This is a genomic window from Kitasatospora sp. NPDC056138 (assembly GCF_042264695.1).
In the GTDB taxonomy this organism is placed as follows: Bacteria; Actinomycetota; Actinomycetes; order Streptomycetales; family Streptomycetaceae; genus Kitasatospora.
In genome coordinates this window covers 291,328-316,236 of record NZ_JBHJVK010000002.1, presented here as the reverse complement: position 1 = coordinate 316,236, position 24,909 = coordinate 291,328, and the positions used below count along the sequence as shown (strand labels likewise).

Below are 24,909 nucleotides of genomic sequence, written 5' to 3'. Positions count from 1 at the left end.
CAAGGACCGACAACCTTGCGAGTCACACCAGGATCAGGTTCATCACGCGGCCTGAAAAGCGGAAGGTCGCCGGTTCGACCCCGGCCCTGGCCACAGCCGAAGCCCCCGCAGCGAAGATCGCTGCGGGGGCTTCTTCGTGCTGTTCGACGCCAACGGCGCCGCGCACGGCCTCAGCGCCGGCCGAGCCCGTACCTTCCTGGCGAGGCGTTGGAACGACCGACCATCAGGTCCCCTCCGCTGTCGCCGCTGTCGCCGCTGTCCCCGTCGAACCGGTCTCCCGCTCCAACCCGGAGAACGACCGGGTCGGGAAGGTGCGCGACTACCCGCTGACGGGGATCCCACTGTCACCGGAGGCGGGGCTCGAGTGGTGTCAGAGCCTGCTGTACGCCTCGATGTCCTCGGTGAACTCCTCGATCACCCGCGCGGTGAGCGTCAGCCGGGTGTCGGCGATGGCGATCAGGTAGTCCTCGGTGATGGCCGGTGTGCCGAGGCGCTGGGTGACCTCGCGTTCGAACGCCAGCTGTGCGCCCTTGCGGGCGGCGAACTCGATGTCGGCCGGGGTGAAGAGTTCGCTGGTCTCCACCAGCCGGTCCAGGTCCACCGAACCGGCGGCGGAGCCGAGGTAGCGGGTCCAGATCGCCGCGCGCGCGGTCGGGTTCGGCGGTCCGATCGGGATGACGTAGTCGAAGCGGCCGGGCCGCAGGAAGGCCGGGTCGAGGGAGCGCACCGAGTTGGTGGCACAGATCAGCAGCCGGTCGTCGTGCTCGCGGAAGCCGGGGATGAGTTTGAGCAGCTCGTTGGTGACCCCGTGCCCGGGATCGACCGCGTGCCCGGAGCGCACGGCGGCGATCTCCTCGACCTCGTCGATGAACAGCAGCACCGCGTCCAGCTCGGCCAGGTCCGAGAACGCGTCCCGCAGCGCCATGGCCAACCCCTCGTCGGTGGCCGCGGCGAGCCGGGACGGGAAGAGCTCCACGAACGGCCAACTCAGCCGGGAGGCGACCGCCTTGGCGAAGCTGGTCTTCCCGGTGCCGGGCGGCCCGAACAGGATGACCGCCTTCGGCGGGGCCACGTTGTAGCGGTCGGCCAGGTCCGGCTCCGTCAGCGGCAGCACGATCCGGCGTTCGACGACCTGCTTCTCCCGCTCCATGCCGGCCATGGCCTCCCAGAGGCCGGCCGGCAGCATCCGGCCGCCCAGCGCGGCGAGCACGCCGGCGTTGCCCGCTCCCGGCGGCTCCTGCCGCTCGTAGTAGGTCAGACCGCCACGGATGACGTATCCGGAGTGCTCCAGCGCCTTCGTCCCGGTGGCACCGTCGGGCAGCAGCGCGCTGATCCGGCGCACGCCCGACGCCCGCAGGCGCCGCTCCAGCTCGGCGAGCAGGGCACTGCCGATCCCCCGGTTGCGCCAGCCGGACGCGAGCGCCAGCAGGAGGACCCACGCCCGCTCGCCGTGCGCCTGTGCCACCGCCATGCCGACCAGTTCGTCGCCGACCACCGCGACCACCGCCGCCTGGTCGGCCTGGGCGGCCGCCATCACCTCGGAGACGGGGAAGACCGGCAACTCGCCGTCGGTCTGGCGACTCTGGTCCCAGATCCGGATCGCCTGGTCGAGATCGCCCTCGTGGTAGTCGCGCAGACGCCACGCCACCATCGCCACCACCTCGCCCGGTCGGGGAGGTTCCATTGTCACGGCGCATCGACCGGACGGCTAATTCGTACGCTCTTGTCCTGATACACCCGAACATGTCCGCCCCTGCCGTGGCCGACCTGGCCCGACCGGGCGCCACGGCCCCCTCGGGCGAGGCCCGAGGGGCGACGACCCGGCAGGCAACGGTCCGGCACGGTTGCGGTCCGGCACGGTTGCGGGCAGACGGCCCCGGCCGAGGACACCGATCCGCCGCCACGGCCGGGACCCGACGCGGCCCCGCCTGCGACTCACCTCCGACTCGTCGTCGACTCGCCGCCTGCCGGGGTCCGGCCGGATTCCCGGGCCGCCCGACACCCGGGCCGCCCGACACCCGGGCCGCCCGATACCCCCGGGGCTACCGGTCCTGTGCCACGCGGGCGCCGCGCCGGGGCGATCCGGTGCGGGCGGCGTGCGAGGACTGGGGGGTCCGGGCACCGGCACCGCGAGCGGGACGGCCGCGGCGGTCCCGGCCCGCGTAGGAGCCCCGGCGGGGGCGCTCGACCACCGGGTCGGCCACCACCACGGGCACACCGGTGGGCACTCGGGCGCCGGTGATCCGGGCGAGTTCCTCGTCGCCGGAGTGGACGTGGGCGGACTCGGGGGTGACGCCGACGGCGGCCATCAGCCGGGCCGTCCCCCTGCGCTGGTTGGGCAGCACCAGGGTGACGACCGTGCCGGACTCGCCGGCACGGGCCGTGCGGCCGCCCCGGTGCAGGTAGTCCTTGTGGTCGGTCGGCGGGTCGATGTTGACGACCAGGTCCAGGCCGTCGATGTGGATGCCCCGGGCGGCGACGTTGGTGGCGATCAGCGCGGTGACCGCTCCGGTACGGAACTGCTCCAGGGTCCGGGTGCGCTGCGGCTGGGACTTCCCGCCGTGCAGCGCGGCCGCCTTCACCCCGTTGGCCAGCAGGTTCTCCACCAGGCGGTCGGCGCCGTCCTTGGTGTCGGTGAACATGATCACGCCGCCCTCGCGGGAGGCGATGTGGGCGATGGCGGCGGGCTTGTCCGCGTGGCGCACGTAGAGCACGTGGTGCTCCATCGTGCTGACCGTGGCGGCCGACGGGTCGACCGAGTGGGTGACCGGGTCCTTGAGGAAGCGGCGCACCAGGCGGTCGACGTTGCGGTCCAGGGTGGCCGAGAACAACAGGGTCTGACCGTCGGCGGGGACCTGGTCGAGCAGTTCGGTGACCTGGGGCAGGAATCCGAGGTCGGCCATCTGGTCGGCTTCGTCGAGGACCGTGACGGCGACGTCGTCGAGCCGGCAGGCGCCGCGCTGGATCAGGTCCGTCAGCCGTCCGGGGGTGGCGACGACGACCTCGGCGCCGCGCCCGAGCGCGTGGGCCTGGCGGCCGATCGGCATGCCGCCGACGAGGGTGGTCAGCCGGAGCCGGACCGAACCCGCGTAGGGGGTGAGGGCTTCGGTGACCTGCTGGGCGAGTTCCCTGGTGGGCACCAGTACGAGGGCCAGCGGCCGGCGCGGCTCGGCCCGCCGCCCGGCGGTACGGGCGAGCACGGCCAGGCCGAACGCGATGGTCTTGCCGGAGCCCGTCCGGCCTCGGCCCAGGACGTCCCGGCCGGCCAGCGAGTTCGGCAGCGTGGCGGCCTGGATCGGGAACGGCGAGGTCACCCCGTGGCGGGTCAGCGTCGCGAGGAGCGTCCCCGGCAGGTCCAGCTCGCCGAACGACTCGACGGCGGGCAGCGCCGGCACCGTGCTGACGGGGACAACGGGCACGTCCTGGGCCGGATCGGCCTGACGGCCCCTCGGGCCGGACCCGGCCCGTGCGCCGGATGTCCGGCGCGGAGAACCAGTGGAGCGAATCATGCGAAACCTTCCTGATGGTGGCACGTCACCTGGAAGGACCCGCAGCGCGAGACCGCATGAAATTCGCAAGAACGGGCCAGGAGTGTGAAGAACAGCGCCTGGAGGGTGTTTTCCCGGTGCGGGACGGCCGCCGGGGCGGGGCCGTGCGCCCCGAAGGGGCGGACCGGCTCAGAAAATGCCGAGGGCCCGCACCGTGCGAATACGCGGTGCGGGCCCCTGCTGCCTGGCAGGTGCCATGCAGCGAGAAGTACTAGAGCGGACGAATGTTCTCCGCCTGCGGGCCCTTCTGGCCCTGCGTGACGTCGAACTCGACCTTCTGGCCCTCAAGCAGCTCACGGAAGCCGTTGGCGTTGATGTTCGAGTAGTGGGCGAACACGTCAGGGCCGCCACCGTCCTGCTCGATGAAGCCGAAGCCCTTTTCCGAGTTGAACCACTTGACAGTGCCATTAGCCATAAAAAACTCCTTGAAAAGCTGTCCGAAACTCGCGCCTCGCGAGCCTCGCGCCACCGCGATGATGCCCCACCCGGGGAAGAGCCGGGAAAAAGAAATGCGCCTGCGGTCACAACCAGCAGGCGCACACAGAGATCATGGGGACCAAAACTGCAACTAACACGACTGTAGCAGGGTTCGGCCCGAAACGGGGGCCGATGACCAAGATCCAGAAAAACAGGAAAATTTCGATCCCTGGAACAGCCATACGGCGCCGGAGCAGGCGCATACTGACACGGATGACGAATGCAGCCGCGCCTCGGCGCCACCTACCCACCAGTCCCTTCCGCTCCGCGCCCCAGCCGCCGCCCAAGCACTTCGGCGTCGGGGACCGTGTGAGCCATGACCAGTACGGGCTCGGCCGGGTCGTCGGTGTCGAGGGCGACGGCCTGATCGCGGTGCTCGTCGACTTCGGCACGCGGCAGGAGCGGATCCTGCCTCCCTTCGCCAAGCTCTTCCTGCTCTGATGTGAGGCGCTCGGGCGGCCGCCTCGGCCCGCCCGGGACGCCGTTCCCGGCCTCCACCGCCCGGGGCGCCGTTCCGACCCGGCGCCCGGACCGCGCACGAGGACGTGCGCCGGGTGGGGGCACCGGTCCGAGAGGGCGGCCTCGACCCGCCCGGGACTCAACCAACCGGGGACTCACCCGGTAGGGCGCTCACCCGGCCAGTCGCCCGCCCGGTCAGCGCTCACCCGGCCAGTCGCCCGCCCGGTCAGCGCTCACCCGGCCAGTCGCCCGCCCGGTCAGCGCTCACCCGGCCAGTCTCCCGCCCGGTCAGTCGCCCGCTCGCGCGCGGGCGGCCGCCGCCTGGCGGTGCTGGGTGGCCTTGGCCCGGTTGCCGCAGGCGGCCATCGAGCACCAACGCCGCCGCCGCCCGGCCGAGTTGTCGATGAACCGGGCGCTGCAGTTGGCGCCGGCACAGATCCGCAGCCTGGTCCTCAGGTCGCTGCCGAGCATCTCCGCCGCGTCCACGGCGATCCGGCAGAGCGCCCCGGAGGCGTCCGAGGGCACGGTGCTGACCCGGAAGACCGGCTGACCGTCGACCAGGTCGAGGTGGGGCGGGTACTGCGCAGCGCGGGCCAGCCAGCTGTTGACGACCCGCACCGGTTCGGCCGCGAGGGGCTCGCCCTCGACCACCGCGATCAGCCCCAGGTTGATGGCCTCGCGCAGCTCGACGGCCGCCGCCAGCAGCGCTTCGTCCACGGCGACCCGACCGGGGGTGAGCTCGGCCGCCTCCAGCCAGCGGCTGAGGTCGGCGGGCTCCCGGAGCAGCTCGCGGCCGCCCTCGAACCGGTACCGGCGGGTGTTCACCAGGTGGATGCTGGGCCGGCCGCCGTACCAGACATAGTCGGGATCTCTTTCCTCCGTCGTCATAACCATATGCTAGGTTAGCTGGCCTGATAACCGCATAACCGGTTACTTCCGCCTCGCTCGCCGTGCGGGCCACGAACAAGGGGCGGACGGCGAAGGGAGAGGCACACCGATGGCGCAGGGGCTGGAAGCAGGAGGGCGGTCGGTGAACGGCCGGGTCTGGTTATTGGCCCTGGGCATGTTCGCGATCGGCACCGATCTGTTCATCGTCTCGGGGCTGCTCCCCGAACTGGGCCGTGACCTGGGGCTGTCGACCGAGGCCGCCGGCCAGACATCGACCGTCTTCGCGATCACCTACGCCCTCGCGGCGCCGGTCCTGGCCAGCGTCACCTCCCGGCTCGACCGGCGGGTGCTGCTGCTCGGAGTGCTGGCGGTGTTCGCCGTCGGCAACGCGCTCTCCGCGGTCGCCCCGAACTTCACCGTGCTGCTGATCAGCCGGGTGGTCACCGGCGCCGGTGCCGCGCTGTACGCCGCCACCGCTTCGGCGGTGGCCGCCAGGATCACCCCGCCCGAGCGGCGCGGGCGGGCCCTGGCGGTCGTCTACGCCGGGATGACCAGCGCGATCGCGCTCGGCGTCCCGCTGGGCAACGAGATCGGCAACCTGTCCTCGTGGCGCTGGGCGTTCGGTTTCGTCGTCCTGCTGGCGGTCGTCACCATGGCCGGCCTGTGGGGCAGCATCCCGGCGGTGCCCGGCGCCCCGGGCGTGAGCGTCCGGGACCGGCTCGGCGCGATCCGGACCAAGCACGCCCCGACCGCGCTGCTCACCACCCTGCTGTGGATCCTGGGCACCTTCACCGTCTACACCTATCTCGGCACGGTCCTGGGCGACGTCACCCATGCCGGCGAGTCCACCCGGACCTGGCTGCTGCTGCTCTTCGGCGTCGGCAGCTTCGCGGGCGTCATGGGCGGCGGCCGGCTGGCCGACCGGATCAGCCCGACCGTCGGCCTCGGCAGCACCATCGGGCTGCTCGCCGTCGTGCTGGCCGTGCTCGGCGTCGCCGTCCACTCCGTCGTCGGGGCCGCCGTGGGCCTGCTGCTCTGGGGGCTGGTGCACTGGGCCAGCTTCCCGTTGATCCAGCACCGCCTGCTGAGCATCGGCGGCAAGAACGGCGACATGCTGCTGGCCCTGAACAACAGCGCCGTCTACGTCGGGCAGACGCTGGCCGCGATCCTCGGCGGCGTGCTGGCCGGTGCCGGCCAGCTCGGCAAACTGCCGCTGGCGGGCGCCGGGGCCGAGGTGCTGGCCGGTCTGGCCCTGCTGGCCGGTGCGAGCGCGCAGCGCCGTGCCGCCCGGGAGCCGGCCGTCCCGGCCGCGCCCGCACTGCGCGACGACGCCGCGCAGGCTCGCTGACGAATCGGCGGCTCCGCCCGGCGGCTGGCCCGCACGGGCCGACAGGGGGAGATTCCTGATGATGTCGTTACGTCGGATCAAGTACTTCAGCGTGCTCGCCAGACAGCTCCATTTCGGCCGGGCCGCCGAGGAGTTGGGGATCACGCAGTCCGCGCTGTCGCAGCAGATCAAGGCGCTGGAGCGGGAGCTCGGCGTCGGACTGATGGTCAGCCGCGGGGTGAAGGGCGCCGAACTCACCAAGGCCGGGATCGTCCTGCTGGAGGGCGCGGAGCAGCTGCTCGCCCTGCACGACAGCCTCAGCGACCGCATCCGGGAGGCGGCCGAGGGCAACGGCGGCACCCTCAACCTCTCCTACAGTCTCTCCGGCGCCTCGCTCGGCCAGCGCGACCTGGTCGACGAGTTCCGGCGGCGCTACCCCGACGTGCGGATCAACGCGGACTCCGGCTGCACCGCCAACAACCTCGGCCTGCTGCGCTCCGGCGCGGTCGACGCCGCCTTCGTGCGCGAGACCAGCCGGTCGCCCGAGATCGAGTCGCTGCTGCTCGCCGAGGAGGAGCTGGTGGTGGTGCTGCCGCGCGGCCACCACCTCGCCTCGGCCGTGCGGCTCGCCCCGCAGGCGCTCCGGGGCGAGCCGGTGGCCATGTGGCCCAGGAGGCTGGCCCCCGAGCTGCACGACCGCATCGTGGAGCAGATCTGGGGCGCTTCGGTGCCCCAGATCGTCCAGGAGGAGCCGGACTACGAGAACCTCTGCCTCTTCGTCGCGGGCGGCGAGGCGCTGGCGGTGATGGACCGGCGGGTGGCGCTGCGGTACTCCCCGAGCGGTACGGTCGTCCGCCGGTTCACCTCGCCCGTCCCCACCACCAAGATCGCCATCGCCTGGCGCTCGGCGGAGCAGGAGCCGGTGGTGCGCCGCTTCGTCTCGGTGGCCAGGGAGAACCGGGCCCGGCTGATCGAGTCCGGGCGCGTCCCGCTCGGGATGGCCGCGGTTTGACATAGGCCTGACATGTGACCCGATTCATACTGCGGCCGCCCGCGCCACCGAGCAGCGGGCATAAGCACAACTGAAAAGGTCCAGAAGAAAAGGTTGTTGACGCAGTAGTCCGGTATCCGGATACCGTTCGGGTAAATCGGCCTTTGGAAAGGCGACCCGAACGTGAATGCCGACGGAACGCGTCAGGTCCGGAATTACCCGTTCAGCGAGTCCGAGGGGCTCGAGCTCGATCCGTTCTACACACACCTCCGCGAGAATGAACCGCTGAGCCGGGTGAAACTGCCGTACGGCGACGAGGCGTGGCTGTGCACCCGCTACGACGACGTCCGCGCGGTGCTGTCCGACACCCGGTTCAGCCGGGCGGAGACCCTGAAGCGGGACGAGCCGCGGATCGGCAGCGAGGTGGTGGACCGCGGCCTGCTGTCGATGGACCCGCCGGACCACTCCCGGCTGCGCCGGGTGGCCAACGCCGGCCTGACCCCGCGGCAGTCCGACCGGCTGCGGCCGCTCACCAAGGAGATCACCGAGCAACTGATCGACCGGCTGGCCACCTTGGAGCCGCCGGTCGACCTGATGGCGGAGTTCATCACCCCGCTGGCGGTCACGGTGATCTGCGAACTGCTCGGGGTCCCGTACGAGGACCGGGACGACTTCCAGAAGTGGTCGCAGGCGGTGGTGGCGACCACCTCGATGGAGCCGGCACAGATCAACGAGTACCTGGACAACCTGCACCGGTACATGGCGCGGCTGGTCGAACTGCGCCGCCAGGAGCCGGTCGACGGCATGCTCAACGACATGATCAAGGTCCGGGACGAGAGCCCGGACCGGCTCAGCGAGGACGAACTCGTCCTGGTGGCCGTCCGGTTGCTGGCCCCCGGCGCCCAGAACACCGTGCTCACGCTGGCCAACTTCGTCCAGGTGCTGATGAAGCACCCGCGCGAGCTGGCCCGGCTGCGCGAGTACCCCGAGCTGGTCCCCGCCGCGATCGAGGAGCTGGTCCGCTACACGCCGTTCCACACCTCCACCATGTTCCCCCGCTACGCACTGGAGGACGTCGAGGTCGGCGGGACGGTCGTCCGGGCCGGCGAGGCCGTGGTGGGCTCGCTCTGCTCCGCCAACCGCGACCCGGAGGTCTTCTCCGCCCCCGAGGAGCTGGACTTCGAGCGGCCCGCCAACCCACACCTCGGCTTCGGCCAGGGCCACCACTACTGCCCCGGCACGCACCTGGCCCGGATGCAGCTGCAGGTGGCCGTCGAGGCCCTCGCCCGGCGGGTCGACGACCTCGCCCTCGCGGTCCCCGAGGAGAGCCTGTCCTGGAAGAAGGGGATGGTCGTCCGTTGGCTCGACGAGCTTCCCGTGCGCTGGTCGCGGATCCACTCCTGAGTCCCGGCCGAGCTGTCGGCTGAGTTCGACGTCGAATTCCCAGCCGAATTCGGTATTCCGTCCAGAGTTCCGGAAACACCTCATCCAGCAAAGGATCGGACGCCCAATGAGTGCCGTGCAGACTTTCTCCGCACCCGAAACAGAAGCCGTGACCGACCCGTTCCCCCTCCTCGGCACCGACGCGGTGGTCTTCGCCGTGGGCAACGCCCGGCAGGCCGCGCACTTCTACCGCTCGGCCTTCCGGATGCGCGTGACCGCCTACTCGGGGCCCGAGACCGGCGCCCCGGACCTCGCGTCCTACGTGGTGGAGTCGGGCAAGGTCCGGTTCGTCCTGACCTCCGTGGTCACCCCGTCCACCGAGCGCGCCCGCCTGCTGGCCGAGCACGTCGCCACCCACGGAGACGGCGTCACCGACATCGCGCTCCAGGTCCCGGACGCCCGGGCCGCCTACGCGCACGCCGTGGCCCGGGGAGCCCGGGGCATCGAGGAGCCGTACGAGCTGACCGACGAGTTCGGCACCGTCACGCTCGCCAGCATCGCCATCTACGGCGACACCCGGCACACCTTCGTCGACCGTTCCCGCTACGAGGGCCCGTACCTGCCCGGGTACGTGCCCGTCGAGCCGGCCGCCGGTGAGGACCGCGACGGTTCGGGCGACCTCTTCAGGTACGTCGACCACTGCGTGGGCAACGTAGAACTCGGCGAGATGGACGCCTGGATCGACTTCTACCAGCGCACCATGGGCTTCACCCAGATCCAGGAGTTCACCGACGACGACATCGCCACCGACTACTCGGCGCTGATGTCCAAGGCCCTGGCCGACGGCTCCAACAAGGTGAAGTTCAACGTCACCGAGCCGGCCATCGGCAAGAAGAAGTCCCAGATCGAGGAGTACCTGGAGTACTACGGCGGCCCCGGCGTCCAGCACATCGCGCTGGCCACCGACGACATCGCGGCCACCGTGCGCGGCATGGCGGCGCACGGGGTGGAGTTCCTGACCACGCCGGACGCCTACTACGACGCCCTCGCCGAGCGGGTCGGCCCGACCCGGGTGCCGATCGGGGAACTGCGGGAGCTGAGCGTGCTGGCCGACCGCGACGAGGACGGCTACCTGCTGCAGATCTTCACCAAGCCGGTGGTCGACCGCCCGACGGTGTTCTTCGAGATCATCGAGCGGCGCGGCTCCAAGGGCTTCGGCAAGGGCAACTTCAAGGCCCTGTTCGAGGCGATCGAGCGCGAGCAGGCCCGCCGGGGCAACCTCTGACACAGCCCCCGATCCGCTCATGACCCGCCCACCGCGACCGGAAGAGCAAGCAAGATGATGGTGTGGTTCATCACCGGGGCGTCCCGCGGCCTCGGTCTGGAGATCGCGCGAGCCGCCCTGGCGGCCGGAGACCGGGTCGTCGCCACGGCCAGGGACGTCGACCTGGCGCGGCGCGCCCTGCCCGCGGGCGGGGACGGCCTGCTGGTGCTGCCGCTGGAGGTGACCGACCAGGCCCAGGCCCGGGCGGCCGCGGCCCGCGCCGTCGAGGAGTTCGGCCGGATCGACGTCCTGGTCAACAACGCCGGCTACGGCGTGGCCGGGGCCGTCGAGGAGACCTCGGACGAGGAGGCCAGGGCCCTGTTCGACACCAATGTGTTCGGTCTGCTCAACGTCACCAGGGCGGTGCTGCCGACCCTGCGGGCGCAGCGCTCCGGACACGTCGTCAACATCGGTTCGGTGGGCGGGTTCAGCCAGGGTGCCGGCTCCGGGATCTACGGCGCCAGCAAGTTCGCGGTGGAGGGCATCACCGAGGCCCTGCACGCCGAGCTGTCCGGCCTGGGCATCGCGGTCACGGTGGTCGAACCGGGGCAGTTCAGGACCGACTTCCTCGACCCGGCCAGCCTGCGCCAGGCCGGCCGGACCATCGCCGACTACGCCGACTCCGCCGGCGCCCGCCGCACCCAGTTCGCCGAGGTCAACGGCCGCCAGCTCGGTGATCCCGCGAAGGCCGGGCAGGCGGTCGTCGCCCTGTCGCGCGCCGAGCACCCGCCGCTGCGGCTGCCGCTGGGCCAGGACAGCCTGGACCGGATCGAGGCCAAACTCGCCCATGTCGCGGGGGAGATCGGGGTCTGGCGCGAGCTGGCCGAGTCGACCGGCCACCAGCCGGCGGCAGCGTCCGCACCGGTGGCGGGAGGCCGGTCATGAGCCTCACCGACCGGCTCGAGGCGGCGATCGCCGAGCCCGCCACCGACGACGCCTTCGACGTCCACGCCGAACTGGACGGTGTCCTGGGGGACATCGGCATGACCGCCGCCGACACCGGCGGCACCGTCACCTTCCACGGCGCCGACCCCGTGGTGCCCAGCACGCTCCGGCTGGGCGCCGCCGCCGGGATCGCGCTGGTCGCCAAGTCGGCGGCGGTGGCCGGGCTCCGCCGGGTGCGCGGGGGTCCGGGCCAGGACATCGCGGTGGACCTGCGGGTCGCACCGCACCGGCTCTGCCCGTTCTACGACCGCAAGTGGGAGCTGGTCAACGGCGCCCCGCTGAGCGAGTCCTCCAACCCCAGCAACGCGCTCGGCTGGTCCTTCTACCGCAGCCGCGACGGCCGGTGGATGATGCCGCAGAACATGTACCCCAAGATCAAGGTGGCCGCCCAGAAGCTGCTGGGCACCCCCGACGACCCGGACGCGGTGGCCGCCGCGATCGCCCGCTGGGACGGCCGCGAACTGGAGGAGGCCGGCAACCGGGCCGGGGTCGTGATGGCGATGCTCCGCGACACCGAGGAGTTCATGGCCGAGCCGCAGTACCGGGACGTGCTGGCGCGGCTGCCGCTGGTCGAGATCGAGAAGATCGGCGACAGCGAGCCCGAGCCCCTGCCGCCGACGCCCGCCGGCCTGGAGAACCCGCTGGACGGCATCCGGGCGCTCGGCATGGGCCACGTCATCGCCGGTGCCGGGGTGGGCCGGGCGCTCGCCCTGCACGGAGCCGACGTCCTCAACCTCTGGCGCCCGGACGAACTGGAGCACGAGCGCAGCTACATCAGCGCCAACGTCGGCGTCCGCTCGACCTTCCTGGACCCGTACCAGGCCGAGGGCCGGGCCCTGGTCCGCCACCTGCTGCGGGACGCCGACGTGTTCTACGCCAACCGGCGCCCCGGCTACCTGGCGAAGATCGGCCTGTCCGCCGCGGAGGCCGCCGCCGTCCGCCCCGGCATCGTGTACGCGACCAACTCGCTGGCCGGCGAGCAGGGGCCGTGGGCCGGGCGGATCGGCTTCGACCAGACCGCGGGCAGCCTGGTCGGCATCATGAACCTCGAAGGGGAGAACGGCGTCCCCGCCCTCCCGCCGGTCATGGTGGTCAACGACTACATCACCTCCTGGCTGACCACGGCCGGGATCGTGGAGGCGCTGTCCCGGCGGGCCCGCGAGGGCGGCAGCTACCGGGTGCACGTCTCCCTGGTCCGGGCCGCGCTGTGGATCCTCAGCATGGGCGTCTTCGACCAGGGCTACGCCCGGTCGATCGCCGGGACCGGGGTCGAGCACGCCTACCTCGACCCCGAGACCTTCACGGCCGACACCCCGCTCGGGCACTACCAGGGCGTCACCGACCAGGTCCGGATGTCGGCCACTCCCGGCCGCTACCACCACATCCTCGTCCCGCGCGGCTCCTCGGCCCCCGTCTGGCTGCCCCCCGTCGGCTGACCCGAGGACATCGGCCGGACCACGAACCCAAGGACATCGCGATGACCGACATGAACCGACGCTCCCTGCTGACCGGCACCGTGGCGCTGGCGGCGAGCGGATCCATACCGGCGCCCGCGGCCGACCAAGCCGCCCCCGAACAGCCCGGCGCGCCCGAGGCCCCGGCCGGCAGACGCACCCCGCGTCCGGCCGGCGGCGACGCCGTCACCGTGCTCCCCGGCGACCCCCGCTACGAGGCCCTGGTGGTGGGCAACAACGCGCGCTGGGTGGGCCGTCCCGAGTCCGTCCGGCTGGTGGCCAGCACCGAACAGGTGGTCCGGGCCGTGCAGGAGGCCGTGGACGGCGGCAAGCGGATCTCGGTCCGCAGCGGCGGCCACTGCTACGCCGACTTCGTCTTCAACTCCGAGGTCCAGCTGGTCATCGACACCACGCCGATGCACGCCGTCCACTTCGACGAGCAGCGGCGGGCCTTCGTCGTCGAGGCCGGGGCTACCCTGCTCCAGGCGTACGAGGAGCTGTACAAGAACTGGGGCGTGACCATCCCGGGCGGCCGCTGCTACTCGGTGGGTGCCGGCGGGCACGTCACCGGCGGCGGGTACGGCTTCCTCTCCCGCAAGCACGGCCTCACCTCCGACCACCTGTACGCGCTGGAGGTCGTGGTGGTCGGTGCCGACGGACGGGCGCGCAGCGTGGTGGCCACCCGCGAGCCCGACGACCCGCACCGCGACCTGTGGTGGGCGCACACCGGGGCCGGCGGCGGCAACTTCGGCGTGGTGACCCGCTTCTGGTTCCGCACCCCGGGCGCCGACGGCGAGGACCCGGCGGAACTGCTGGTGCGCCCGCCGAAGGAGGTGCTGATCAACGCGGCGGCACTGCCGTGGGCGGGCCTGGACTCCGCCAACTTCGCCGCCCTGGTGCGCAACTACGGCCGCTGGCACGAGCGCAACAGCTCCCCCGACTCGCCGTACGCCACCCTGTGCAGCTTCCTGACGCTCTGCCACCGGTCCAACGGCACCGTGAGCCTGCTGACCCAGATCGACGGCACCCTGCCGGACGCCGAACGGCTGCTCGCCGACTACCTCGCGGAGCTCACCGACGGCGGCCGGATCACCCTCCAGCCGCTCACCCGGCCGGCCGGCGAGGACCGCGCGATGCCGCAGCTCTTCACCCCGCGCAGGCTCCCGTGGCTCACCGCCACCAAGTACCTCGGCTCCAACAACGCCGCACTCGCCAACCCCACGCTGCGCGGCGCCCACAAGTCCGTCTACCTGCGGCAGGGCTTCACCGACGAGCAGATCGCGACGCTCTACCGGCACCTGACCCGCACGGACCACCACAACCCGACCTCGACGGTCTCCCTGCTCTCCTACGGTGGCCGGATCAACTCGGTCCGGCCCGACGAGACCGCGTCGGTCCAGCGCGACTCCACGTTCAAGGCGCTCTTCCAGAGCCTGTGGCCCGACCGGGCCGACGACGACGCCAACATCGCCTGGACCCGGGAGATCTACCGCGACGTGTTCGCCGCCACCGGCGGCTATCCCGTCCCCGGCGCCCAGACCGACGGCTGCTACATCAACTACGCCGACACCGACATCACCGACCCGGCCCTGAACCGCTCGGGCATCCCCTGGTACACCCTCTACTACGGCGCCAACTACCCGCGCCTGCAGCGCATCAAGGCGACCTACGACCCGCGCGGCGTCTTCCGTCACCCCCAGTCCATCACCCCGGCCTGACCCGCCCCGGCCGGGTGGAGCACCCCGCCGGGGCGGACCCCGGGGCGCTCCACCCGGACCGGACCGGTTCGCGCCGTCGCTCGGTTCGCGCCGTCGCTCAGTTCATCCCGTTGCGCCGGTACGGCACGTACGGGTGCCCGGCCGCCGCCTCCGAGCCCGCGTCACCGGAGTAGTACGGGTACGGGATCACGTGCGAGACCGTGCCCTGGGACCCGTTGTCCTCCAGCGCGATGTACTTGGTGTGGGCCGCGTCGGCCCAGCCACCGAACAGGACCGTGTGGTCGCCGGCTATCAGGGCGTCGCCGGGCTGCAGGTCGTCCTTGGTGATCCGGTGCGCCACGCCCGACCCCATCAGGCCCCAGGTGTTGAGCCCCGGGGCCTCCAGCCCCCAGGCGGCCGAGACGAAGCCGGAGCAGTCGTCCCGGTAGCCGTTGGTGAAGGCCGACTGGCTGTAGCCGATGTTGTGGCGGACCCGGTCGAGGGCGCGCTCCAGGGCGTCCTTGCGGTCCTGCGAGAGGCCGTCCGTGTTGGGCTCGGTCTGGACACCGGCGCCCGTGGTGGTGTGGTGCTTGCCCGGGGACCAGGCGTCCCAGTTGCCGGTGGTCTTCCAGTCGCCGGTGCCGTGCCCGGAGGGGTAGCTGCCGGTGCTGCCGCCGCCTTCACCGCCGCCACCGCCGCCTTCACCGCCGCCACCGCCGCCTTCGCCACCGCCATGGCTGCCGCCGCCACCGCCGCCACCGCCATGGCTGCCGCCGCCACCGCCGCCACCATGGCTGCCGCCGCCACCACCGCCCTGGCTGCCGCCACCACCGCTGGGGCTCGGCTTCGGCGCAGGAGGTGCCGGGTCGGACGGATGCGTGATCTTGCCCAGCCCCTCCTTGATCTTCTGCTCGGCCTGCTCGTACTCCTTGATCACCAGCTGGATGTTCTTCGCGTCGTCGGCCAGCTCCTTGGTGAGCTGCTCCTTGAGCTGGCCCAGGGCCTTGGCCCGCTCCGCGATCTCCTTGGCGTCCTTCACCACGTCGTAGGCGATGCCGAACCCGGCGATGCCGGCCAGCGGGCTGGCCGCCAGGTCGACCGCCGCAGCCCGCTCGATCGCCGACTGAATGCTCGACAGCTTCGCGTTCAGCTCAGCCAGCTTCTGGCTGAGCTGCTGCCAGTCCTGCTGGATCTTCGCGAGGTCCTGCAGCTGCACCCCGAACTGGTCGCTACCCATGCGATCGACTTCCCTCCGCGCCCGACACCCCGGGATCAGTACACGTTGTTGAGACTCGTGACGGCCTTGCTCAGGCCGTCCAGCTGATCGGCGACGTTCGCGATCTCCCGGACCCGGCCGTGCGCGTGGTCGACGAAGGCGTCGGACGCCGGACCGTGCCAGTTGAGCTTGCCCAGCGCGGTGTTGATGTCCTTGCCGAGCGTGTCGACCTGCTTGCCGAGATCCGCCAGCTCCGCCGCGATCTTTTCCAGATCGCCCGCGCCGAACATCTCGCCCAGCGCCCAGTGGGCGATCTCGGCGGGCGCCATGATGATGTCCTTGCCCACCTTGGCGACGCCGCCGACGAGGTCCTTGGTGTCGTCCCACGCCTCACTGAAGAAGTTCATTCCCGCTCCCCCGTACACACGTGCGCGCCCTGCTGAACCGTCACGAGGCTAGCCGACCGCTCATCCGCTGGGGAGGGCTCCCCCGCCGACTCCTCCGCACCTTCCGCCGCTCGCTCCGCCGAAGCCAGCAGCGCGGTCACCTCGAAGCCGAGCAACCCGTCCGGTCCGAGCCGCTCGCCCGCCAACCGGTCGTACACCGCCTTGATCCGGGCGACCGTTTCCGGCGACTGGCTGGTCAGCACACGCCCGACATTGGCGACTCCGCCCGCCGGGCCGGACCACCACTCCTCGGGGGCCGGCCGGTGCACCCAGCGGACCTCCCGGCAGCGCGCACCCGGCCAGCCGGCCCGCACCAGCAGCCCGGCGAAGCCGTCCGGGTCCCGCTCGAACTCCACCGGGACCCTCGGCAGCTCGGGCCGCTCGGCCCCGCCCTCGGTGAGCGCCCGGTCGAACAGACTCATGCCCGGGTTGGGTCCACCGGGCCAGATGGTCGCGGCGATCCGCCCTCCCGGCCGGGTGACCCGGCGCAGTTCGGCGAGCGCGGCGATTGGGTCCTCGACGTGGTTGACCACGAAGTTGGCCGTCACGGCGTCGAACTCGCCGTCCGCGAACGGGAGCCGGGGCAGGACGGCGACCCTGACCTCGGCCCGGGGAGCGCCGGCCGCCGCCAGCTCCACCATCCCGGGATCGGCGTCCACCGCGGTGACCCGCGCCCCGCGCTCCCCGGCCGCCGCCGCCACCGTGCCGGGGCCGGTGCCCACGTCCAGCAGCCGTACGCCTCGGGCCACGCCCGCCGCGTCCAGCAGCGCGGGCACCGCGTGCGCGCACAGCCGGGCGAAGCTGCCCTGGTACGCCACCGCACGCCCGGCCCACAGGTCCCGCTCGTGCGCGTCGAACTCCCCCACCGTGATCATCTCCCCTGTCGCCGAAACCGCCGAGCCCGGTGGACCTCCCCGCCGGGCCCGACAAGCCTGCCTGACGGTGGACCCCGCCCCGGCAGCGGCCCACCCGCCCGCCGGAACGGCGTGCCCGCTTGCCGCGCGGCCGTACCGGCGAGCGGTCTGTGACACTGGAGGGGCTCGAAAACCGAGGTGCGCCTGCCTGCGCCTCCTTGCGAACCTAGAGGGATGTCCGCAGTGAGTTCTCCCGTAGCCCAGCCCGCCGATGCGCCCACCATCGGGGGACTGGCGGCCCGCCTGACCGAGCTCACGATCCGCGATCAGCAGCGGATCGGCCGACGGCTGGACGGTGCGCGGCGGGTCCGCAAGCCGGAGGCCCGGCAGAAGATCGCCGAGGAGCTGACGGCGGAGGTCGAGAAGGCCGAGCTCCGGGTCCGGCAGCGCCGCGAGGCGGTCCCCGCGATCAGCTATCCCGAAGAGCTGCCGGTCAGCCAGAAGAAGGACGAGATCCTCGCCGCGATCCGGGACCACCAGGTGGTGATCGTCGCGGGCGAGACCGGCTCCGGCAAGACCACCCAGATCCCGAAGATCTGTCTGGAGCTGGGCCGCGGCGTCAAGGGTCTGGTCGGCCACACCCAGCCGCGCCGGATCGCCGCCCGCACGGTGGCCGAGCGGGTCGCCGAGGAGCTGAACACCCCGCTGGGCGAGGCGGTCGGCTGGAAGGTCAGGTTCACCGACCAGGTCGGCCAGGACACCCTGGTCAAGCTGATGACGGACGGCATCCTGCTCGCGGAGATCCAGACCGACCGCGAGCTGCGCCAGTACGACACCCTGATCATCGACGAGGCGCACGAGCGCAGCCTCAACATCGACTTCATCCTCGGCTACATCAAGCAGCTGCTGCCGCGCCGTCCCGACCTCAAGGTCGTGATCACCTCCGCGACCATCGACCCCGAGCGCTTCGCCGAACACTTCGGCGACGCCCCGATCGTCGAGGTCTCCGGCCGTACCTACCCGGTCGAGGTCCGCTACCGCCCGATCCTCCAGGAGGGCGAGACCGAGGAGGACATCGACCGGGACCGCGACCAGGTCCAGGCGATCTGCGAGGCGGCCCAGGAGCTCCAGGCCGAGGGGCCGGGCGACATCCTGGTCTTCCTCTCCGGCGAGCGGGAGATCCGCGACACCGCCGACGCGCTGAACAAGCTCAACCTGAAGTTCACCGAGGTCCTGCCGCTCTACGCCCGGCTGAGCTCGGCCGAGCAGCACCGGGTCTTCCAGCGCTCCGGCAGCCGCCGGATCGTGCTGGCGACCAACGTCGCGGAGACCTCGCTCACCGTCCCGGGCATCAAGTACGTGATCGACCCGGGCACCGCCCGGATCTCCCGCTACAGCCACCGCACCAAGGTCCAGCGACTGCCGATCGAGGCGATCAGCCAGGCCAGCGCCAACCAGCGCAAGGGCCGCTGCGGCCGCACCTCGGACGGCATCTGCATCCGGCTGTACTCGGAGGAGGACTTCCTCTCCCGCCCGGAGTTCACCGACGCCGAGATCCTGCGCACCAACCTGGCCTCGGTCATCCTCCAGATGACGGCCGCCGGGCTCGGCGACATCTCCGCCTTCCCGTTCCTGGACCCGCCGGACTCCCGCAACATCAAGGACGGCATCAACCTCCTGCACGAACTCGGCGCCCTCGACCCGGCCGAGAAGGACCCCCGCAAGCGGCTCACCGGCCTCGGCCGCAAGCTGGCCCAGCTCCCGGTGGACCCCCGGATGGCCCGGATGGTGCTGGAGGCCGACCGGCTCGGCTGCGTCCGGGACGTGATGGTGATCGCCGCCGCGCTCTCCATCCAGGACCCGCGCGAACGGCCTGCCGAGAAGCGCCAGGCCGCCGACGACCGGCACCGCCGCTTCACCTCCGAGACCTCCGACTTCCTCTCCTTCCTGGCGATGTGGCGGTACGTGAAGGAGCAGCAGCGCGAGCTCTCCTCCTCGGCCTTCCGCCGGATGTGCAAGTCGGAGTTCCTGAACTACCTGCGGATACGCGAGTGGCAGGACATCTACACCCAACTCCGTACGGTGGCGAAGCAGTTGGGCGTCACCATCGAGGAGGGCCCGCACACCGGCGAGGAGCCGGAGCCGGACGCCGACCGGATCCACCAGGCGCTGCTCTCCGGGCTGCTCTCGCACATCGGCCTGTTCGACGTGGAGAAGCGCGAGTACGGCGGTGCGCGCGGCGCCCGGTTCGCGGTCTTCCCGGGGTCGGGGCTGTTCAAGAAGCCGCCGCGCTGGGTGATGTCGGCCGAACTCGTCGAGACCTCCCGGCTCTGGGCCCGGATCAACGCGAAGATCGAGCCGGAGTGGGTCGAGCCGCTGGCCGGCCACCTGGTCAAGAAGAACTACAGCGAGCCGCACTGGGAGAAGAAGTCCGGCGCGGTGCTGGCGTACGAGAAGGTCACCCTCTACGGCGTCCCGATCGTCGCCCAACGCAAGATCAACTACGGCCGGATCGACCCCGAGCTCTGCCGCGAACTCTTCATCCGCAACGCGCTGGTGGAGGGCGACTGGGAGACCCACCACAAGTTCTTCGGCGAGAACCGCAAGCTGCTCTCCGAGGTGGAGGAGCTGGAGAACCGGGCCCGCCGCCGGGACATCATGGTCGACGACCAGACCCTGTTCGACTTCTACGACTCCCGGCTGCCCGAGGGGATCGTCTCCACCCGGCACTTCGACTCCTGGTGGAAGAAGACCCGGCACGAGCAGCCGGACCTGCTCAACTTCGAGAAGTCGATGCTGATCAACGACGCGGCGGGCGGCGTCACCGAGGAGGACTACCCGGACTACTGGCAGCAGGGCAAGCTGCGCTTCAAGCTGACGTACCAGTTCGAGCCGGGCAGCGACGCGGACGGCGTGACCGTCCACATCCCGCTGCCCGTCCTCAACCAGGTCACCTCGGAGGGCTTCGACTGGCAGATCCCGGGCCTGCGGGCCGAACTGGTCACCGCGTACATCCGCTCGCTGCCCAAGGCGATCCGGCGCAACTTCGTCCCCGCCCCGGACTTCGCGGCGGCGGCGCTGCGGCAGGTGAAGGACCGCCAGGAGCCGCTGCTGCCGACCCTGGAGCGGATCCTGCACCGGATGTCCGCGATCCCCATCCCGCCGGAGGCCTGGGACGACGAGCGGATCCCCGACCACCTGAAGGTGACCTTCCGGGTGGTGGACGGCAAGCGGAGGCTGGCCGAGTCCAAGGACCTGGAGGACCTGCGGCTGCGACTGAAGCCCAAGCTGAAGGAGACGCTCTCCAGCGCCGCCTCCGGCCAGGGCATCGAGCGCGGCGGCCTGACCGCCTGGCCGGCCGACCTGCCGGTGCTTCAGCGCACCTTCGAGCAGCGCTCGCGCGGGCACGCGCTGCGCGCGTACCCGGCCCTGGTGGACGAGGGCGAGACGGTGGGCATCCGGCTCTTCGACACCCCCGAGGCGCAGGCACGGGCGATGTGGGCGGGCACCAGGCGGCTGCTGATGCTCACCATCCCCTCTCCCGCCAAGTCGATCCAGGGCCGGCTGGGCAACCAGGCCAAGCTCGCCCTCTCCCACAACCCGCACGGGTCGATCACGGCCCTGTTCGAGGACATCGTGGCGGCGGCCACCGACCGGCTGATGGCCTTGGGCGGCGGTCCGGCCTGGGACGAGGCGGCCTTCACCAAGCTGTACGACAAGGTGCGGACCGACCTCTACGACCTGTCGGCGGACACCACGCTGAAGACGGCCACCGCGCTGATCGCCTTCCACAAGGCGTCCACCCGCCTGAAGTCGGTCTCCAGCCCGGTCCTGCTCTCGGCCGTCAACGACATCCGGCTGCACCTCGCCTCGCTGATCCATCCGCCGGCCAAGGACAGCCCGGGCTTCGTCACCGCCACCGGCTGGCAGCGGCTGCCCGACCTGAAGCGCTATCTGCTCGCGGTGGACCGCCGCCTGGAGGCGCTGCCCAACCACCCCCAGCGCGACCTGCTCCACCTGCACAAGGTCCAGCAGGTGCAGGACGCCTACGGCGAGCTGCTCGCCAGGGTCCCGGCCGGACGGGAGCCCTCGCCGGAGGTACGGGCGGTCCGCTGGATGATCGAGGAGCTGCGGGTGAGCTTCTTCGCCCAGGGCCTGGGCACCCCGACCCCGGTCTCGGAGAAGCGCATCCTCAAGGCGATGGAGGCGGCGGCGGGCACGTTCTAGAGCCGGTTCGACCTGGGGGCCAGACATGCAGTACGATCTGTCTTGTTCGGAAGCGCGAAGCGGAAGAACACGAGAGATCAGAACACTCTGGTCCCGTGGAGCAGTTGGTTAGCTCGCCACCCTGTCAAGGTGGAGGTCGCGGGTTCAAGTCCCGTCGGGATCGCAGTAGACGAGAGGCCCGGAGCCGAAAGGTTCCGGGCCTCTCGCTTTGTGCTGACCGGGCGTCAGCTTCCCCTACCCCCGTGTAGGTCTGGACCACAAGGTGATGATCCCGTGATGGTCGTCACTTATATTTTCTTGAGACCGGACACTCTCGACACCCCTTGGGCACTCCGTAATTTAATATATAAAATTGTACATGCATTTCCCGGGAATTCCCCCACCACACCAGCACCAATAGGAACATCCGATTCCGGACACACGGAAGGGGCCGCACCCCAGACCCGGCGGAGTCAGGGATACGGCCCCTTCTGAAATGTGTCAGCGGGCCTCTCAGGCCTCTGTACGCTGCGCCGGAATACCGGCCAGCAGTGCGCGCACCTCCGCCTCGCGGTAACGGCGGTGACCGCCGAGAGTGCGGATGGACGTGAGCTTGCCGGCCTTGGCCCAGCGAGTGACCGTCTTGGGGTCAACGCGGAACATGGTGGCGACCTCTGCCGGTGTCAGCAGGGGCTCAGCGTCAGGGGTACGAGCGGTCATGAGCGGCCTCCTCGGGAGAACCGAACCAGGGCGGTTCTATCCTTCAAATTCTGCACCTTGGCCCGCGATGCCCGAAATGGCACAGACGGGCCGAGTCGGTTATAGGACGAACGGCTTGTCCTGGTGTCTACAACTACACCATTCGTCCAGCCCCATCGGCCAAACCGCCAAAATTGACCCCTCACGGGTTCAAGCGCGACGGATGGCCATGGACCACCTCATAGCGGACAGTCACCGTACGGTAACCATCGGTCAGGGGCGGACCAGACCCTTAGTTTCCCCGCAAAGCACGCACCACCGTCAGATCCACCCAAAAGTGGACACACCTGAGTGAACTTGGGCTGGTTGTCCCATTTTTGCATATAGGTGTAAGTTCGCGTCAACGGTGAGTAGTGTCACGTTCGCGGGGTATTGACCCGAACCAGGACCTAGGTCCCCGGGCGTCAGGCCCAAAGGACCCAACCATCCTTACCCGGACCACTGACACTTCCCCCCTGACGGCCCGCTGAGGGCCCGTCAGCGGCCTGCCGGCCGCCGGTGGACCTCAACCCCGGTCAACTGGCGTACCGCAGGGCCAGCACCTGCCACCAACGCGCCGTCACCGACTCGTATGCCCGCACCGCACCCGCGCCGTCACCGGAGCGCAGCGCCAGCAGCCCGGACTCGATCTCGGCCACCGAATCCTCCACCGCCAGCCGCTCGGGCCCGAGCAGGTGTACCAGGCCCCCGTAGTCCAGTTCCACCAGCGACCTCGGGTGGAACTCCTCCAGCCAGCGACCGACCTGCTCCACCCCCTGCACCAGCGGTCCACCCCGACCGTCCGGCCCCCGGCCCGCGCTCCCGCCCCGCCCCTGCTGCTCGCGCAGCGCCCGGTAGGCCCGCGCCACCCGGCGGCGCGCCTGCGCCATCGGCGTCAGGTAGAACAGGGCCGCCGGGACCGGCTCCGCAGGACCGGCGTCGCTGCCGGGGACGAAACAGCGGTCCTCCGAACCGAACGGCAGGAACCAGCGCACCGGCACCTCCCAACGGCTGGTCAGGATCCACGGCCGGGCGTCCGGGTGGCCCGCCTGCCACCGCTCCTGGTCGGCCAGTGCCGCGGCCCGCGCCGTCGGCGGCAGCACAGTGTCCAGCAGCGCCACCGGCAGCGAGCCGCGCAGCTCCTCCAGCGCCTGCCAGCTGCGCAGCCGGGTCGCCCACGGGCAGACGTACGCCACCCCGTCCAGCTGCCGCAGGAAGGCCCGCTCGCTCTCCCGGTCCGGCAGGTCGCGCGGGGTGCGGCCGACCACCTCGGCGAGCGCCCGGCGCTGCTCGGCGAGCGCGGCCGCCGCCACCGAGTGCCGGGCGGAGGTCGCGTCCGGGCCGTGCGCGGCGAGGTACGCCTGCCAGCGGGCCCGCTCGGGCTCCGGGTAGGCGGCGAGCGGCTCGTACACCCGCAGATGGGCTGCGTACGGCGGGAGAACCGAGGTGCGCACGGTGGTCACGCTTGGCATCGTCGCACGCCGCCCCCACCGGCCGGGAGGGTGTTCCGGGCCTCTTTGCGACGGTGTCCGCGCGTTGCCCGCGGGGCACCTGCCTCGTTGGCGATGCCACCGCCCTTTCCTTGTGCACAAGGGCAGATCCGGCGCACACCCCAGGGCTACGCTTCCCTCAGTCGCCCACACCACAGCAGTGGGCCACAGATACTGGAGTCACCACAGTGACCGACGTACAGACCTCCGCGACGCACCCCGCACCCGGCGTGCTGAGCAGGATCTTCCGTACCGAGCAGGACGGCGTCCCCGGCGACGGGCACGAGCAGGTCGTCCTCTGCCACGACCGCAGCAGCGGCCTGAAGGCGATCATCGCCATCCACTCCACCGCCCTCGGCCCGGCCCTCGGCGGCACCCGCTTCCACCAGTACGGCTCCGAGGAGGAGGCCCTGGAGGACGCGCTGCGCCTGTCCCGTGGCATGAGCTACAAGAACGCGCTCGCCGGTCTCGACCTCGGCGGTGGCAAGGCCGTCATCATCGGCGACCCCGACAAGGCGAAGAACGAGGCGATGCTCCGCGCCTACGGCCGCTTCGTGCAGTCCCTGCGCGGCCGTTACATCACCGCCTGCGACGTGGGCACCTACGTCCAGGACATGGACGTGATCGCCCGCGAGACCGAGTTCGTGACCGGCCGCTCGCCCGAGCACGGCGGTGCCGGCGACTCCTCCATCCTGACCGCGTTCGGCGTCTTCCAGGGCATGCGCGCCTCCGCCCAGGCCCGCTGGGGCCAGCCCACCCTGCGCGGCCGCCGGGTCGGCGTCGCGGGCGTCGGCAAGGTCGGCCACTACCTGGTCGGCCACCTGGTCGCCGACGGCGCCACGGTCGTCATCACGGACGTCTCCGAGACCGCCCTGAACCGGGTCCGCGCCGCGCACCCCGAGGTCGAGGTGGTGGCCGACACCAAGGCCCTGCTCCAGGCCGACCTGGACGTCTACGCCCCCTGCGCCCTGGGCGGCGCGCTCGACGACCTGACGGTGGGCGCGCTCGGCGCGGCCGGCACCTCCGTGGTCTGCGGCGCGGCCAACAACCAGCTGGCCCACCCGGGCGTCGAGAAGGACCTGGCCGACCGCGGCATCCTCTACGCGCCCGACTACCTGGTGAACTCCGGCGGCGTCATCCAGGTCGCCGACGAGATCGACGGCTTCAACTTCGAGCGGGCCAAGAACAAGGCCACCAAGATCTTCGACACCACCCTGGAGATCTTCACCCGGGCCGCCGGCGACGGCATCCCGCCGGCCGTGGCCGCCGACCGCCTGGCCGAGAAGCGGATGCGGGAGATCAGCGCTCTGCGCACGATCCTGCTGCCGGGTGCCCGCAAGGGCTGACCGGCGCCGGGGTGGGGGCCGGTCAGCCCGCGACCCCCACCCCACCCCCCTCACAAAGTGGTACCCGGTTCTCACATCGTAGCCCGAACGGGGGGTCCAGAGCCCAGGACGAGGGATAAA

The 24,909-nt window shown here is 71.3% G+C and carries 19 protein-coding genes and 1 tRNA gene; 11 read left to right on the top strand and 9 right to left on the bottom strand.

Features of this window, described 5'->3' with window-relative positions; genetic code table 11:
- Positions 1 to 370 precede the first annotated feature (370 nt).
- From ACFC1R_RS02935 to ACFC1R_RS02925, 3 genes are all read right to left on the bottom strand, one after another.
- A complete protein-coding gene (locus ACFC1R_RS02935; protein WP_375931602.1) occupies positions 371 to 1,651 on the bottom strand; it encodes an ATP-binding protein in 1,281 nt (426 codons plus the stop codon).
- A gap of 391 nt (positions 1,652 to 2,042) precedes the next feature.
- Complete coding sequence (locus ACFC1R_RS02930) at positions 2,043 to 3,509, bottom strand: DEAD/DEAH box helicase (protein WP_375931600.1); 1,467 nt, start codon at positions 3,507 to 3,509, stop codon at positions 2,043 to 2,045.
- Between the two features lie 250 nt (positions 3,510 to 3,759).
- Entirely contained in the window at positions 3,760 to 3,963 is a 204-nt protein-coding gene (locus ACFC1R_RS02925; protein WP_030303996.1) for a cold-shock protein, read from the bottom strand.
- A gap of 275 nt (positions 3,964 to 4,238) precedes the next feature.
- Here ACFC1R_RS02925 and ACFC1R_RS02920 point away from each other — a divergent pair, with 275 nt between their 5' ends.
- Complete coding sequence (locus ACFC1R_RS02920) at positions 4,239 to 4,466, top strand: hypothetical protein (protein WP_375931597.1); 228 nt, start codon at positions 4,239 to 4,241, stop codon at positions 4,464 to 4,466.
- Positions 4,467 to 4,772: 306 nt separating this feature from the next.
- Here the strand turns inward: ACFC1R_RS02920 and ACFC1R_RS02915 are convergent, their stop codons facing one another.
- The gene (locus ACFC1R_RS02915; protein WP_375931594.1) at positions 4,773 to 5,372 is read right to left on the bottom strand and encodes a CGNR zinc finger domain-containing protein; all 600 of its coding nucleotides are present in this window, start codon (positions 5,370 to 5,372) and stop codon (positions 4,773 to 4,775) included.
- A 109-nt stretch (positions 5,373 to 5,481) separates the two neighbouring features.
- Here ACFC1R_RS02915 and ACFC1R_RS02910 point away from each other — a divergent pair, with 109 nt between their 5' ends.
- The 7 genes from ACFC1R_RS02910 to ACFC1R_RS02880 all read left to right on the top strand — a co-directional run bounded on the left by ACFC1R_RS02910 (position 5,482) and on the right by ACFC1R_RS02880 (position 14,514).
- Entirely contained in the window at positions 5,482 to 6,720 is a 1,239-nt protein-coding gene (locus ACFC1R_RS02910) for an MFS transporter (protein WP_375931591.1), read from the top strand.
- 58 nt (positions 6,721 to 6,778) lie between these two features.
- Positions 6,779 to 7,711: a LysR family transcriptional regulator gene (locus tag ACFC1R_RS02905; RefSeq protein WP_375931588.1), complete on the top strand. Its 933-nt coding sequence runs from the start codon at positions 6,779 to 6,781 to the stop codon at positions 7,709 to 7,711.
- A gap of 162 nt (positions 7,712 to 7,873) precedes the next feature.
- On the top strand, positions 7,874 to 9,094 hold the full coding sequence (locus ACFC1R_RS02900; protein ID WP_375931585.1) for a cytochrome P450: 1,221 nt from the start codon (positions 7,874 to 7,876) through the stop codon (positions 9,092 to 9,094).
- Positions 9,095 to 9,200: 106 nt separating this feature from the next.
- Complete coding sequence (hppD, locus tag ACFC1R_RS02895) at positions 9,201 to 10,358, top strand: 4-hydroxyphenylpyruvate dioxygenase (protein ID WP_375931582.1); 1,158 nt, start codon at positions 9,201 to 9,203, stop codon at positions 10,356 to 10,358.
- A gap of 54 nt (positions 10,359 to 10,412) precedes the next feature.
- Positions 10,413 to 11,282, top strand: coding sequence for an oxidoreductase (locus ACFC1R_RS02890; RefSeq protein ID WP_375931579.1), 870 nt, complete (start codon positions 10,413 to 10,415; stop codon positions 11,280 to 11,282).
- Positions 11,279 to 12,778 carry a CoA transferase gene (locus ACFC1R_RS02885; RefSeq protein WP_375931576.1) on the top strand — a complete coding sequence of 500 codons (1,500 nt, stop codon included), beginning with the start codon at positions 11,279 to 11,281 and terminating at the stop codon, positions 12,776 to 12,778. Before ACFC1R_RS02890 ends, ACFC1R_RS02885 begins: the two co-directional genes overlap by 4 nt.
- 41 nt (positions 12,779 to 12,819) lie before the next feature.
- Entirely contained in the window at positions 12,820 to 14,514 is a 1,695-nt protein-coding gene (locus ACFC1R_RS02880) for an FAD-binding oxidoreductase (RefSeq protein WP_375931573.1), read from the top strand.
- A gap of 97 nt (positions 14,515 to 14,611) precedes the next feature.
- Here the strand turns inward: ACFC1R_RS02880 and ACFC1R_RS02875 are convergent, their stop codons facing one another.
- The 3 genes from ACFC1R_RS02875 to ACFC1R_RS02865 are packed head-to-tail and all read right to left on the bottom strand — an operon-like array spanning position 14,612 to position 17,030.
- Positions 14,612 to 15,730: a hypothetical protein gene (locus ACFC1R_RS02875; RefSeq protein ID WP_375931570.1), complete on the bottom strand. Its 1,119-nt coding sequence runs from the start codon at positions 15,728 to 15,730 to the stop codon at positions 14,612 to 14,614.
- Positions 15,731 to 15,765: 35 nt separating this feature from the next.
- A complete protein-coding gene (locus ACFC1R_RS02870; RefSeq protein WP_375931567.1) occupies positions 15,766 to 16,116 on the bottom strand; it encodes a WXG100 family type VII secretion target in 351 nt (116 codons plus the stop codon).
- The gene (locus tag ACFC1R_RS02865) at positions 16,113 to 17,030 is read right to left on the bottom strand and encodes a class I SAM-dependent methyltransferase (RefSeq protein WP_375931564.1); all 918 of its coding nucleotides are present in this window, start codon (positions 17,028 to 17,030) and stop codon (positions 16,113 to 16,115) included. The genes ACFC1R_RS02870 and ACFC1R_RS02865 overlap by 4 nt, the downstream gene beginning before the upstream one ends.
- Positions 17,031 to 17,243: 213 nt before the next feature.
- Here ACFC1R_RS02865 and hrpA point away from each other — a divergent pair, with 213 nt between their 5' ends.
- Together hrpA and ACFC1R_RS02855 are read left to right on the top strand one after the other, a co-directional pair.
- Positions 17,244 to 21,236, top strand: a complete 3,993-nt coding sequence (hrpA, locus tag ACFC1R_RS02860; protein ID WP_375931561.1) for an ATP-dependent RNA helicase HrpA — start codon at positions 17,244 to 17,246, stop codon at positions 21,234 to 21,236.
- Between the two features lie 89 nt (positions 21,237 to 21,325).
- Positions 21,326 to 21,399, top strand: a tRNA-Asp gene (locus ACFC1R_RS02855).
- A gap of 329 nt (positions 21,400 to 21,728) precedes the next feature.
- On the opposite strand, the gene bldC is transcribed toward ACFC1R_RS02855, so the two are convergent.
- A complete protein-coding gene (bldC, locus tag ACFC1R_RS02850; protein WP_014137253.1) occupies positions 21,729 to 21,935 on the bottom strand; it encodes a developmental transcriptional regulator BldC in 207 nt (68 codons plus the stop codon).
- Between the two features lie 554 nt (positions 21,936 to 22,489).
- Positions 22,490 to 23,425 carry a hypothetical protein gene (locus ACFC1R_RS02845; RefSeq protein WP_375931558.1) on the bottom strand — a complete coding sequence of 312 codons (936 nt, stop codon included), beginning with the start codon at positions 23,423 to 23,425 and terminating at the stop codon, positions 22,490 to 22,492.
- Positions 23,426 to 23,631: 206 nt separating this feature from the next.
- On the opposite strand from ACFC1R_RS02845, the gene ACFC1R_RS02840 reads away from it, so the two are divergent.
- On the top strand, positions 23,632 to 24,789 hold the full coding sequence (locus ACFC1R_RS02840) for a Glu/Leu/Phe/Val dehydrogenase dimerization domain-containing protein (protein ID WP_045303542.1): 1,158 nt from the start codon (positions 23,632 to 23,634) through the stop codon (positions 24,787 to 24,789).
- Positions 24,790 to 24,909 lie beyond the last annotated feature (120 nt).